The organism is Butyrivibrio proteoclasticus P6B7, from assembly GCF_000622085.1.
Lineage (GTDB): Bacteria > Bacillota > Clostridia > Lachnospirales > Lachnospiraceae > Butyrivibrio > Butyrivibrio proteoclasticus_A.
The window spans coordinates 1-12,764 of record NZ_JHWL01000034.1 but is presented as its reverse complement, the minus strand read 5'-3'; the positions used below and the strand labels follow the sequence as shown (position 1 = coordinate 12,764).

Genomic DNA, 12,764 nt, shown 5'->3' with positions numbered 1-12,764 from the left:
TATGAACAAGGGAAAAAAGATAAAAATGCACCTATCTACGATAGTTCTTTTGGCTATTGCACTTTTAGTCGGAATAATTGTGCTGGATGTAGCATATCAGAAAGCCTGGAGAACCCATGAAAAGATCATAGAGGCCACTGCTTCAGCAGATGTTTTTGCTAAGGTTGACAGTACAACCTTTGATGGGAGCTCTTTTACCAAGGATGATATTAAGAAATCCAATATCACTATGATCAATGTCTGGGAGACCACGTGTCCGGCCTGTCTTGGAGAGATGGGAGAGCTTGAGGAATTGTCCAAGATCTATCCGGAAGCGGACTTTCAGCTTGTGGGCGTGTGCGCAGATGTCTTTGAATCAGGTGGCACCCAGCTTAAACAGGATCAGATTGATAAGGGAAAAGAGCTAATGCAAAACGCAGGTGTGACATTCCCGACTGTTATACCGACACCTGAGATGTATGCTTTTTTCCGTACAACAATTGCAGGCTTCCCAACCACATATTTTGTTGACAGCGAAGGCAATATTATAAGGACTGTGGCTGGAGCAAGAAAGCTTGATGCCTGGAAAAGCATAGTTGAAGAAGTTATGGAGGGACAGTGATATGGATGCTAGGGAAAAGAGAACAAGAATTATTGGATGGATCGTATTTGTGATTGCCCTTACCATGATGGGAATTGGAATCGCAAGGGGCGAAGCGTCAGTTGTACTTACAAAGGCAACAAGTATCTGTACACAGTGTATTGGAATCGGATGAAGTATTTTTGAGGGTGATTAGAATGGATGAAAAGAAGAAAATGACACCTAAAAAGCAGTCTGTTATAAGAACCTGGTTTCAGGCAGCGTGGTTTGTTCTGACAAACAGTTATATCAGGGGATATACCAAGGGTATGATCTTTGCAGGTAATACAAAAGTAATCTGCTTTCCAGGACTTAACTGCTATTCCTGCCCTGGTGCCCTGGCAGCCTGCCCTATGGGTGCACTTCAGGCTGTAATGGGTAATTCCTCCTATCGCGTATCACTTTATGTCTTTGGCTTTCTGGGAGCTATAGGAGCTTTGTTTGGACGTCTTGTGTGCGGCTGGATGTGTCCCTTTGGCCTTTTCCAGGATCTTCTTCACAAGATTCCTATAACCAAGAAGATAAAGAACCTTCCTGGACATAAATTCCTAAAATATCTTAGATACGTTATTTTGGTAATTTTCCCGCTTTTACTTGTATCTATTGTAAAAGACCTTACGGGTACCAGTGATCCATGGTTCTGTGAATGGATATGTCCAAGTGGAATGCTTCTTGGAGGAATTCCCCTTGTTACACTTAATGCCGGGCTTCGTGAGGCAGCGGCCGGACGTTTTATCTGGAAGCTGGCTGTCCTTATTGTGATATCACTTATGTCCATTAAGGTTTACAGACCATTCTGTAAATATCTATGCCCTTTAGGCGCTATATACGGATTTTTTAACCCAATTTCAAGCTATAGACTTGTAATTGATAAAGAGAAATGTGTCTCCTGTGGAATGTGTCAAAAAGCCTGCGGAATGGATATTAAGACCTTTGAAAATCCAAACAGTATGGACTGTATCCGCTGCGGAAGCTGTATCGCATCCTGCCCTAAGGGGGCTATTTCCTCTACCTGGGGACAGAAAATCAACAAGGTCAAGAACCGCTGCTTTGTGGATGAGGATGAGGGCACTTTAAATCTAACAGAGCTTCCTAAGGAGATTTCAAAGAAGGCTACTTTCTTTGGAGCCATTGCAATTATTTCAGGTATCTGCGGAGTTTGTGCTACCTATTTATTTGCTCTTAGATCAGCTTTTATCAGCAAGCTTACTATTGAGATCTATAAGGATTATCTGCCAACATATTTCATTCTGGATGTTTTATTGGTGGTAGCTGCGGCGCTTTTACTAATTGTTGGTATATATGCAATTGCAAAGAAAGAGGATGCGAAAGCTCTTTTAACCCTTCCTGAGAAGTCGATATCTATAGTCATCGTCCTTGCAATAGGCTATCTTATCGCATTTGTGGGATGTATCATCGATTCAAGAACCTATGGACAGATCATGATCCCTACAACCTATGATGCAGCATTTCTGTTAACCTCTGTGGTGGCAGTTCCCTTTAGTATTGCCCTTAAGAATAGCATTTTGGGCAAAGAAAATAAGAAGCTGTGGAGACTTCTCTCTGTGCTATATGTACTGTCGCTTCTTGGAACAGCCCTTGCATTTTGGTTACTGACAGTACTTCCACAGTGAACCTTGTGTAAGTCATAGGGGACGGTTCTAGTTGACTCCTTACCACATTCTGACAATACATAACATTAAAGGAGTCAACTAGAACCGTCCCCACTGACTTTCCACGGGTCCACCCCGTGAAACAGGGGACAGTAAACGATTTAATAATACTTTAATGATTGATGTGCCGAAAACACTGTATCATAGAATATGTGAGAGCATATGAGGAGGAATATTAAATGAGGAAAAAAGTATTATCTTTGTTACTGTCTACTATGTTGGTGGCAGCAGCTACAGGCTGCGCTGGAACATCTCCAGAGTCTTCTGGTGATTCATCAGATTCCGGAAACGCTGCAAATCAAGAGACTTCAGAGGATGCATCTGGAACAGAGTCTTCACAGGCAGCTGATGCTGGTTCTGGTAGCGAGGAAACTCCAGCAACCTACGAAGAGATGATCGAATCCCTTCATGCAGGTCAGTCCTACACTTATGCACCAATTTACGAGGGAGAGGAAGCGCTTTTGGTAACAAGCTACACCTTTAATGACATGGAAGGTCATCAGGGTACCTACGAAGCAGCTGTCTATGTAGAAGGTGCTGATGGAGTCAAGAAGGTTACCACAGTTCAGAGTGGTGGCACAGCATATCCACTGGCTGTATCTAAAGACAATACACTGGTTGCCTGCATGCGCAATTCTATCCAGGAAGGCTATGTGGATAAGGCATCCGGTGAATACGTTATTACAAGGGAATCAAACATTGATTATCGCAAGGCTGAAGATGGCGATTATCATAACTATATTAAGGATAGTGCTGATGTTCCTGAAGGGTCAGATCTTTATGACGAGCTTGACGATGAGTACTATGCTTCAGAGATCCTGAGCTTTACAAGCGCTGGTCTTAACGAGGATGGAACTCCAAAGCTTGCAGGAGCAGTATATTCAGCTTATGGCGATGACAATCTTTATAGCATCATCAGCTACATCGCCTTTGATAGCGATGTTTCAGGTCACGTTCAGACTCCGGACGGTGTTTCTGGCGTAGCTTTTGACTATGAGGTAAACGGCGACGAGATCACCTTCCACTTTGGATCTGCTGATGATAATACAAAGGCAAAGTTCAATTATGACAATAGCTCTTTTCCTACATTAGCATTTGATGCTGATGACAACATCCTTGGAGCCAAGGTGGTTACCATCACATGTCTTGGCGGTGCTGACGCTGCTACCTTCGATGCCATCACCTACTACGAAAACGACACCAACCTGTATATGCAGGTTACAAGCTGCGACGAGACTTCACTTACAGGTGATCTTTATCGTCAGGAGCGAATCAAGAAGGACTACGTTGAGGGCGCTGAAGAGGGAAGTATCCTCTACTCAGAAAATGGCACACCATTTGAAGCAGTATCTTTTGAGGATGCTAATAAAGATATCCAGTATGGAACCGATGAGTTGTTTAAAGAGGATGTGGTTGGAAGTGAGGAGAGCCTTCGCTTTAGCGATTACGTTTTAAAGAGTAGCGACGATAATTCCTATTACGCCCTTGCTAAAGAGGACTACGATGAATTGTATTCTGTTGTTCCACTTTTTACAGAAGGCAACATCATGAAGCTCATTGAACAGAATGTCACCTTCAAGATCAAAGAGAACTGTGAGATGATTATCCTTAAGTTCGTTGAAAGCGGCGAGCCATCTGGTATTGTAGAAGAGTATCTTGTGGGAAGAGAATTCCAGGGAAGCAACTATCCAGGCTGGTCAGAAGGTGCCACTGAGTACTACTTAAATTCCAGCATGCTTATGTCTATCGGCGTTATTGACGATGAGCTGTACGCTGCAGTTCAGGTTTATGTGCCATAATCCTGCAAATACGCGGGGTTACATTTTAATAAACAAGGAAACTTAGAATTCATGGGCGGTTTACAGTCTTAATTGATTGTAAGCCGCTTATTTCTTGGGTATAATGGGGAATGAAGTTTTGTGCTAAGGAGGGTTACTATGCTGACAGACATTTTTGAAAAAGAAAAGGCATTGTTTGAAGACGGTGCCCAGACTGTGCTCAGAGCACATGAAAATCGCAACCGGGTAGTTAGCATCTTGAAGGGGAATATTGTAGCAAATTCAAGGAGTGAAACAAGGGGTATTAGCGCACGAGTTGGAAAAGACGGACTGTTTGGATTTGCGTCCATTGCTGAATACAGCAACGAAGCAGCAGGGAAGGTTATTAAAGCTGCTACTGACAATGTTAAGCTTCTTTCTCGTCACTCAGGGAATACAGGAATTGTTCTTCCTCCTTCCTATGGAACAGGCCTCATTCCCACAAATCGTGACATTGCGGATGCGGAGCAGAAGAGGATTATTGACGCCTGCCGCAAGATAGACGATCACATTGCTCAGAAATATCCTGATCTCGAAAGCCGTACAGTCCATTACAGTGAGGATTCTCAGGATAGGATCATTTATTCTTCAGATGCCTATGATGGACATCTTGTTACACCAAGATGCTACATCTATGTATTTATGAGCATGAAGACTAAGGATGGCACTCCTGTAGAGCTGTTCAAGGCCCTGGGCGGATATGGTTGTTTTGAGGATAATTTCTCAGACGTTGAGCAGTATTATCCAGATATTGAGAAACTGTATAAAAGAGTTAAGGATAAGACTGAAGGCATTTACGCAGAGGCAGGCTACAAGACAGTGGTTCTTGGCGGAATGATGGGCGGAATGCTGGCCCATGAAGCTGTTGGCCATACTGTAGAAGCGGACCTTGTTATGGGCGGAAGTGTTGCAGGCCCTAACCTTGGGAAAAGAGTAGCCTCTGACCTGGTGAATCTTGTGGACTTTGCCCACACCTATAACGGAGAGCTCGCACCTCTTCCTGTATACCTGGATGATGAAGGTATTAAAGCAGAGGACGCAGTCCTTATTAAAGATGGTATTCTGACAGGCTACATGAACAGTCGTGAGACTGCAGAAAGATATAACATGAAGCCTACAGGAAATGCCAGAGGATGGGATTTTAGTGATGAGCCTCTTATCAGAATGAGAAATACCTGTATCCTTCCAGGAAAGAACACAGTTGAAGAACTGATCGAATCCGTGGAGGACGGATATTATCTTATTGATTCAGGAAACGGTCAGGCTGACCTTACCGGAGAGTTCATGTTCGGCGTAACCTGTGGCTACGAGATCAAGAACGGTAAACTGGGACGTGCTCTTCTTGATACAACAGTTTCGGGTATTGCTTTTGATATGCTTAAAACTGTTGATATGGTTTCCAATGAGGTTGAGTGGTCTTCAAGCGGATTCTGTGGTAAAAAGCAGCGTATGGCTGTTGGAATGGGTGGCCCACATATGCGTTGTAAGATCATGATCGGTGGACGATAAAGGAGGGCAAAAATGGAAAAAATAAGAGAAGTTGCAGACTTATTTGACAATATACTTAGAGAAAAGAATTTTCCAAAATACACATATACTCTCGTGAGCAGCGAAAAGCAGGAGATTAACGTTGAAAATGGTGAGTTCAAGCTTATGAGAACTGTTTTTGGCAAGTACACATCCATAAAGGTTTTTAAGGACAACAAGATGGGAAGTGCCAGCGGAAACGACTTTTCCAAAGAGGCTCTCATTAAGCTGGCGGAGGCTGGAGAAAGCGCTGCAGAGTCTTCTCCCGAGGATCCATGCCATGATATTGCTCCGGATCAGGGAAAAGAAATATTTAAACAGGGTATTTACGAGCCCGATATGGACAAGTTTATTGAGAGAATTCAGGAATGCCTTGATACCATTAAGAAGGAGTATCCAAAGGTGCTTGTTATGAGTGCTGTGGGCTCCTATGACAAGAGTAACTGGATATCACGAAACACAAATGGCACAGAATTTGAGGATTTCTCTGGTCAGTACCAGTTCTATATCCAGATAAGTGCCAGTGAAGATGGCGTTAACACAGGAATAAACGGAGCTGGCGTTGAGGTAGATAACCTGGATAAGCCTTTTATTGAACTGGGAGAATTTAGAAAGACCCTGGAGGATGTAAGTAACAGTATCCATACCAAGAGCCTGGATGGCAAGTTTGATGGAACAGTTATACTTACTCCATGTGCAGTTCAGCAGTTCCTGGGCATGCTCATTGGTCATTATATGTCTGATGGCGTTATTATCGATGGAACCAGTCAGTGGCTTGATAAAGTGGGAGAGCAGGTTGCAAGCGATAAGCTCACAGTATCCAAGAAGCCCTTTGACGACAGGATTGTTTGTGGAGAAAGAGGAACCCAGGATGGCTACAGAGCAGAGGATGTTACACTTATTGAGAATGGTGTTCTTAAGACTCACAGCTTAAGCCTTTATGCTGCTAATAAGACAGGCCGAAACGTAGTAAAGAATACAGGTTGGGATCTGGTGGTTGAGCCAGGAGATAAGTCCATTGCAGAAATGATTAAATCTGTGGATAAGGGCCTTATCATGGGAAGTTATTCAGGCGGCGAGCCAGGAACAAATGGAGAATTCTCAGGCGTTGCCAAGAATAGCTTCTTGATTGAAAACGGAGAAATCAAGTACGCGGTATCAGAGACAATGGTAAACGGCAACCTGGGAGAGATTGTAAAGAATATCCGTGCTATCTCCAAAGAACAGGTTTGTGACGGATACGTTGTTGTCCCTTATATCGCTGTTGATGGCGTAGTTATTTCCGGGAAATAATCAAGTGAACCAGTATACTATTAAGGCAGTGAAAAAGTTCTCAAAGAGATGATTATCTGTTATTGCAGATTTCAGAAGACTCGGTACATTTGTACCGGGTCTTTTTTGTGTCTACGGATTTTTATGCAATTTTAAGATTATTGCAAGACGGAATATTGTAAAATTATAGTGGGTGCATAAAGACTCGAAGGAGCCAAGATAAATGAAAGGAGCTGACATATGACAAAGAAAAATAGCGTTTTAGACCGCCCAATCATTGGATACTTCATTCTTTTAATTATAGTAATGATTTTTTCATCTATTGGAGCATCCCTGATCGACAAACCGCTTACAAATGTTATACCGGGTTACGCGAGAGAAATGAACGTATATGGTATTACTGCGAAAAGTGCATCAGGTATTGGGGCAGCTATCTGCGTTATTGTGGCTATTGTCCTGTTTACACTTTGGTTCAGACCTGACTTCAAGGGGGTTCTTGGCGGTAAAGGCTTTATGTGGGGCGTAATAGTTATGCTTCCATTCCTTATTGTCGATTATGTAGGTGCTGCTATTGATCTTCACACATTTGGATTTGGAAATGTACTTGTTGCTTTTTTATCTGCTCTTTCTCCTGGATTTACAGAGGAAGCTGCATTTAGAGGACTTGGCATAGCCAATTATATGAGAACGATCAAGTCTGAAAAGCAGATAAAACTTATATTCTGGCTGTCGACATTATTGTTTGCCGGGGTACATATATCCAATATCTTCATTGGTGGAAATCCTGTGGTGGGTATCTTTCAGATTGCATACTGTGTCGGGGTTGGTGCAATCTTTGGAGCGGTATATTTGCGCACTGCAAATCTCTGGGTCATCATGATTGCGCATTTTACCCTTGATTTTGCCGGACTGATTAACGGTTACTACTCTTCAACAGGTGGTCTTTCGACACAGCTTATTGCCAGTGACCTGGTCAATCTTGTTGTAGCTGTAATCGGAATAGTGACTGCAATGATTCTGATATCTCCAAAGCACTATCCGGAGATTATGGAGCTTTGGAAAGAAAAATGGAGCCAGTAATCTTGGGGGTGTTTGTACATCATTATATATGAAGGTATATGGGAGGATTAATTATGGCATCACTGTTATTAGCGGTTATATATCTTATCTTCATAAGTCTTGGACTTCCAGATTCCCTGTTGGGCTCAGGATGGCCTGTAATGCAGACTGCATTTGGTGTCCCTTCATCCTATGCAGGCTATGTTTCCATGACTATTTCTTTTATGACCATAATCTCTGCACTACTTAGCCCTAAATTCATAAAAAAATTCCACACCAAGTGGATTGTTATATTCTCTATCTTTTTAACAGTTCTGGGACTTTTTGGATTCTCAATCTCTGGACAGTACGCAATGCTGTTCTTGTTTGCAGTTCCCTATGGCCTTGGCGCAGGCGCAATTGACGCATCAGTCAATCACTATGTAGCCAACAACTATTCAGGATCTGTAATGAATTTCCTGCACTGTTTCTACGGCGTTGGAGCTGTGATTAGTCCATACATCATGGCCCTTGCTCTTAAATATGCCAGATGGAATGAGGGCTACAGATGGACTGCCTTTGTTCAGATCGGCATTCTCTTCATATGCATCATTTCACTTCCTCTCTGGAAAAAGAATGAGGCTGGAAGCGATGAAGATGACATCAAAAACAGCGCCGGCATAAGAGAAACATTAAAGGTTCCCGGAGTCATCCTTACCCTGATTGCGTTCTATGCTTACTGCGCAGGAGAGGCAACGTGCTTTCTTTGGACACCTAGTTACTTTGCTGGCACAAAGACAGATCTTTCTAAAGAGCTTGTAGCATCCTTTGGCTCTCTGGTCTTCGGTGGTCTTATGCTGGGAAGACTGATCTCAGGTTTTATCTCAAATAAGCTTGGCGACAGACTTCTAATCAGAATCGGCATTGCAGTGGAACTAGTTGGAATCCTGCTGGTATTCATCCCAACCCCGGGATATCTTGTGGCAGCAGCTGGATTCGTAGTCATCGGAACCGGCATGGGCCCAGTGTACCCAGCTATCCAGCACATGGCACCAACCAACTTTGGCAAAAGATATAGCGCAGCAGTTATAGGTCTTCAAATGGCCTCAGCCTACGTGGGAAGCACCTTCATGCCCTTTGTATTTGGCCACCTTCAGCAGGCTGTTGGAATATTTATAATGCCACTGTACCTACTGATTTTCGCAGTGATGAATATCGGATTCTTAGAACTGACGTATAAGGTTATCAAGAAATAAAGGAGGTTAGCATGAAAAAACACATTTCTCTGGTAATGACTATTTTGATGATCGCCACTATGCTGTCATCACCCTTTAGTATCAAGGTGCAGGCCGCAAAAGTCCTGCCTTTTTCCAGCGCATTGGACTATTCCAAGGCTGACAACTGGCTTTATGACGGGGCATATCCCGAGAATGAAGTGGATGTATTCATTGTTGCTCCATCAGTTGACACCCTAAGCGAAGGCAATTCCGCCATCACTCCCGAATATAAAAAGAGATTTCGCTATGCCATGAACCAGCAGCAGGCAATATATGCAAATAGCTGCAGAATCTATGCTCCATACTACAGGCAGGCATCACTTAATGTATACTCAATGCCTGAGGGCGCCGAAAAGGATCTTGCCTTTGCCAATGCCTACAAGGATGTTTCTGCAGCCTTCAAGTATTATCTTGAGAATAAGAATAACGGCAGGCCTCTGATTCTGGCTGGCTTTTCCCAGGGCGCTGACATGTGCTACAGGCTCCTGGAGGAATATTACGGAGGCGATGGTAAAAGAGCTACTGACCTTCGTGATAGTCTTGTGGCAGTTTACGCCATTGGTTGGCCTATGACTCAGGACATGGTAGATAAATATCCACAGATCGTACCAGCAAAAGGCGAGACAGACACAGGCGTTGTAATCAGCTACGAATGTGAGACAGGAAAGGTTACAGAGTCTATCTCCATTCCTGCAGGCACCAAGACCCTTTCCATCAACCCACTTAACTGGCGCACAGACAGTGTAAAGGCTGACAAGTCCTTAAATAAAGGCACAGTAACTCAGGATAGTAAGACAGGAGCAATCACCTCCGTGGAAGTAGGTAAATACGGAGCCTATATAGATCCGGTAAAGGGAAGCCTTATTGTTACTGATATTGACCCAGAGCTGTACCCTGCAGTTCTTGATATATTCCCAGAGGGAAGCCTTCACCTCTACGACAACTTCCTGTTCTTTGTAAATCTTCAGGAAAACGTTCAAAAGCGCACAGAGAGCTTTCTTCAGAAAAATGCGGCTGACAACGCCGCATGATGAGTGGACCATTTCATTAAATTTCAGTCTGCAAATAAAAAGTCAAGCTTATTTTTGCGTATTATTTGATGTTTTTATGCTTGCATTTTTGGCACAAAAATAAGACCGCCTTAACGCCGGCCTCTATTGAATATCCGATGTTTACTGTGTTTCTTGATTAAGGGAGTTTAGATATTCATTTACGCGTCCGTAATAGATGCGAAGAAACTTATTAGCTCCCGCAGTCATATAAACATAATAAGGCTTTCCTTCAGCACGTTTCTTTGCCATAAAAAGATAAACGTCATTATCAGCAGGTGAGCGTTTGATAAGTCCATCCATGACCTGAAAGAGTGTCTTGCGTAAATGAGGCGAGCCTTTTTTTGAGGTTCGGACACTTTTTTGAGCATATTGTCCGGATTGATTGCTACCTGGATCCACACCTGCGAACGCTGTCAATGCGCCTCTGTGCTTAAAACGAGTGACATCCCCTATCTCAGCCATGAGCTGTGGACCAAGGGTAGGGCCAATACCATCCATGGCCATTACAATGGGGAATTCTGGAAGTGTTGCTGCAGTATCATACAGTTTTGAACGTAGTGTTTCCACTGTTTTTGATATAGAATTAACTTGATCGACTGCATTATGAATGATTAGTTTTGTTGTTTCGTTTTTGGGAAGTACTGCTATTAGATCCTTTGAAATCTCATAGATTTCCCTTGCACGTTTGGCACTGAAACCATAGTCTTTTCGGCTACACCAGTTCCTATAGTGATCTGTAAAAGCATCAAGTGATTTACCGGCCACACAGTCAACGTGCCAATAAGTATAGACAAAATCCACCCATTTTTGGCTTCCGTCTGCACGAGGAGGGCTGGTAAAGAGATCATTAGCACCAGGAAATGTTTGGTCCAGAAGAGAGATGAGGTTATTCTTCATCGATGTCTTCTGCTCCATATAATAATCGAACTGCCTATTCATTGTTTTTAGTTGGTTACGTGTCTCATCCATAAGACCATACTGCTTCAGTTTATCCCATCGGTCAAGGGTGTATCTGGCTATTTTTTGCGAATCGGCCTTATCGGTTTTGGGTGTTCTGAGCGAATCGTCACTGAAATCTTTTATAAGCATAGGATTTACTGTACTTACAAAAATCCCAGCATTAGATAGCCATGTGGCCATAGGTTCATAATAGCGACCAGTGCATTCCATGCAGACCTTGGTTTCACCTTCGAGACTCTTGATCTCATTGATTAAAGCATTGATAGCTGAACGGTTATGCTTATAATCTCGTGGCGCTAAAACTACCTTACCACCCGGCTTGCGGATTGTGACAGTGCTTTTCCCTTTTGAAACATCAATACCAACTGCATTCATCGTGAGATATCCTCCCTATAAGATTATTTGCAATGGTCGATACCAACTTCTCTCATTGCCTATTCAATCTACTGGGTTTTTCACGCGAACGAAAAGTTCAACCTGCATAAAACGAACGCCGCGAATGAGGAGCTGGTTGGCTGACTGAAATACGAACGCTAGGTTCTGGATAACGCGTGGCCAGACCATCTTGCTACACTCATTCTACAGCTTAAGCAATAAGACGGTTAATATCCTAACTGGCTGTTAGGAATACTATCCTTACCTATATAGTAGTAGGATAATGAAATGACAAAAAAAGATGAATATTGTATACAGATTAGGAACAAAACAGGATATAGATGCCATTTGTTTGCTGATTCAGCAGGCTATAAATGAGATGGAAAGCCACGGTATATACCAGTGGGACGATATCTATCCTGAGCGAAAAGATTTTGAAGAAGATATTGAAAAACAAACATTGTATCTGGCTTATTTGAATGAGAATTTGGTTGCCCTATATGTGATAAGCGACGAGTGTGATGAGCAATATCAAAATGGGCAATGGAGATATGATGAGAAAACCTCATATATATTGCATAGGTTTTGCGTTTCTCCGGTTTTTCAGAATCAAGGTATAGGAAAGACGGTCTTACATCATGTTGAAGAGCAGATCAAAGCGATGGGATATCAATCCGTCAGGCTTGACACTTTTACGGAGAATCCCTTTGCACAAAGATTATATTTACATAATGGATATGTGTCTAGAGGATATGCAAGCTGGCGCAAGGGTAAGTTTGATTTGATGGAGAAGAAATTGTAACTTGCAATTTAAACTACAACCAAACTCAGTTTAAAAGTTGCATGTTCTGAGGATTATCTGGTTGTTTTTCCTTCTGGTTAAATGGAGGATTTTACGGCCCTATATTCATTTTCTGTAAAAAAGATGTAGAGATTTTTTCGGGCCAACGTCTTTATTTTTGATTTAATAGAAAAAGCAGTAAGGATTTGGAGTTGGTGAACTAAACTAGTTACAAGTATACTGCTAAAAAACAGAAAACTTGTTTTTAGCAGTAAGATCAGGCGGACAAAAGTTGACCACAAGCTAATTTGCGAGATTCAGTACTGCTTAAAAAGCAAAAATAAAGATATAGACGTAGCACATTTTTTTCTTG

The 12,764-nt window shown here is 42.6% G+C and carries 10 protein-coding genes and 1 pseudogene; 10 read left to right on the top strand and 1 reads right to left on the bottom strand.

Annotated elements, in window-relative coordinates; all coding sequences use genetic code 11:
- Position 1 precedes the first annotated feature (1 nt).
- The 9 genes and pseudogenes from T541_RS0114970 (at position 2) to T541_RS0114930 (ending at position 10,254) form a co-directional block, all read left to right on the top strand.
- Positions 2–601: a TlpA family protein disulfide reductase gene (locus T541_RS0114970; protein WP_026653458.1), complete on the top strand. Its 600-nt coding sequence runs from the start codon at positions 2–4 to the stop codon at positions 599–601.
- Position 602: 1 nt separating this feature from the next.
- Positions 603–755 (top strand): CD1871A family CXXC motif-containing protein, encoded by a 153-nt coding sequence (locus tag T541_RS21480; protein WP_155839543.1) that lies wholly within the window; start codon positions 603–605, stop codon positions 753–755.
- 22 nt (positions 756–777) lie between these two features.
- Positions 778–1,626: pseudogene (locus tag T541_RS22220) on the top strand (4Fe-4S binding protein); the annotation flags it as partial.
- 845 nt (positions 1,627–2,471) lie between these two features.
- Complete coding sequence (locus tag T541_RS0114955; protein ID WP_026653457.1) at positions 2,472–4,091, top strand: hypothetical protein; 1,620 nt, start codon at positions 2,472–2,474, stop codon at positions 4,089–4,091.
- 138 nt (positions 4,092–4,229) lie between these two features.
- Positions 4,230–5,618 (top strand): TldD/PmbA family protein, encoded by a 1,389-nt coding sequence (locus T541_RS0114950; protein ID WP_026653456.1) that lies wholly within the window; start codon positions 4,230–4,232, stop codon positions 5,616–5,618.
- Positions 5,619–5,630: 12 nt separating this feature from the next.
- Positions 5,631–6,929: a TldD/PmbA family protein gene (locus T541_RS0114945; RefSeq protein WP_026653455.1), complete on the top strand. Its 1,299-nt coding sequence runs from the start codon at positions 5,631–5,633 to the stop codon at positions 6,927–6,929.
- A 219-nt stretch (positions 6,930–7,148) separates the two neighbouring features.
- On the top strand, positions 7,149–7,988 hold the full coding sequence (locus tag T541_RS0114940; RefSeq protein WP_026653454.1) for a CPBP family intramembrane glutamic endopeptidase: 840 nt from the start codon (positions 7,149–7,151) through the stop codon (positions 7,986–7,988).
- 53 nt (positions 7,989–8,041) lie between these two features.
- On the top strand, positions 8,042–9,202 hold the full coding sequence (locus tag T541_RS0114935) for an MFS transporter (RefSeq protein ID WP_026653453.1): 1,161 nt from the start codon (positions 8,042–8,044) through the stop codon (positions 9,200–9,202).
- An 11-nt stretch (positions 9,203–9,213) separates the two neighbouring features.
- Positions 9,214–10,254, top strand: a complete 1,041-nt coding sequence (locus T541_RS0114930; RefSeq protein WP_034467473.1) for a DUF3089 domain-containing protein — start codon at positions 9,214–9,216, stop codon at positions 10,252–10,254.
- A gap of 141 nt (positions 10,255–10,395) precedes the next feature.
- On the opposite strand, the gene T541_RS0114925 is transcribed toward T541_RS0114930, so the two are convergent.
- The gene (locus T541_RS0114925) at positions 10,396–11,610 is read right to left on the bottom strand and encodes an IS110 family transposase (protein WP_026653451.1); all 1,215 of its coding nucleotides are present in this window, start codon (positions 11,608–11,610) and stop codon (positions 10,396–10,398) included.
- A 301-nt stretch (positions 11,611–11,911) separates the two neighbouring features.
- Here T541_RS0114925 and T541_RS0114920 point away from each other — a divergent pair, with 301 nt between their 5' ends.
- Complete coding sequence (locus tag T541_RS0114920) at positions 11,912–12,412, top strand: GNAT family N-acetyltransferase (RefSeq protein WP_026653450.1); 501 nt, start codon at positions 11,912–11,914, stop codon at positions 12,410–12,412.
- The last annotated feature ends 352 nt before the right edge of the window (positions 12,413–12,764 follow it).

What these genes read in the sequence shown, in the direction of transcription:
- T541_RS0114970 (WP_026653458.1), top strand. Translation starts at nt 2, where the DNA reads ATGAACAAGGGAAAAAAGATAAAAATGCACCTATCTACGATAGTTCTT.
- T541_RS21480 (WP_155839543.1), top strand. Translation starts at nt 603, where the DNA reads ATGGATGCTAGGGAAAAGAGAACAAGAATTATTGGATGGATCGTATTT.
- T541_RS0114955 (WP_026653457.1), top strand. Translation starts at nt 2,472, where the DNA reads ATGAGGAAAAAAGTATTATCTTTGTTACTGTCTACTATGTTGGTGGCA.
- T541_RS0114950 (WP_026653456.1), top strand. Translation starts at nt 4,230, where the DNA reads ATGCTGACAGACATTTTTGAAAAAGAAAAGGCATTGTTTGAAGACGGT.
- T541_RS0114945 (WP_026653455.1), top strand. Translation starts at nt 5,631, where the DNA reads ATGGAAAAAATAAGAGAAGTTGCAGACTTATTTGACAATATACTTAGA.
- T541_RS0114940 (WP_026653454.1), top strand. Translation starts at nt 7,149, where the DNA reads ATGACAAAGAAAAATAGCGTTTTAGACCGCCCAATCATTGGATACTTC.
- T541_RS0114935 (WP_026653453.1), top strand. Translation starts at nt 8,042, where the DNA reads ATGGCATCACTGTTATTAGCGGTTATATATCTTATCTTCATAAGTCTT.
- T541_RS0114930 (WP_034467473.1), top strand. Translation starts at nt 9,214, where the DNA reads ATGAAAAAACACATTTCTCTGGTAATGACTATTTTGATGATCGCCACT.
- T541_RS0114925 (WP_026653451.1), bottom strand. Translation starts at nt 11,610, where the DNA reads ATGAATGCAGTTGGTATTGATGTTTCAAAAGGGAAAAGCACTGTCACA.
- T541_RS0114920 (WP_026653450.1), top strand. Translation starts at nt 11,912, where the DNA reads ATGAATATTGTATACAGATTAGGAACAAAACAGGATATAGATGCCATT.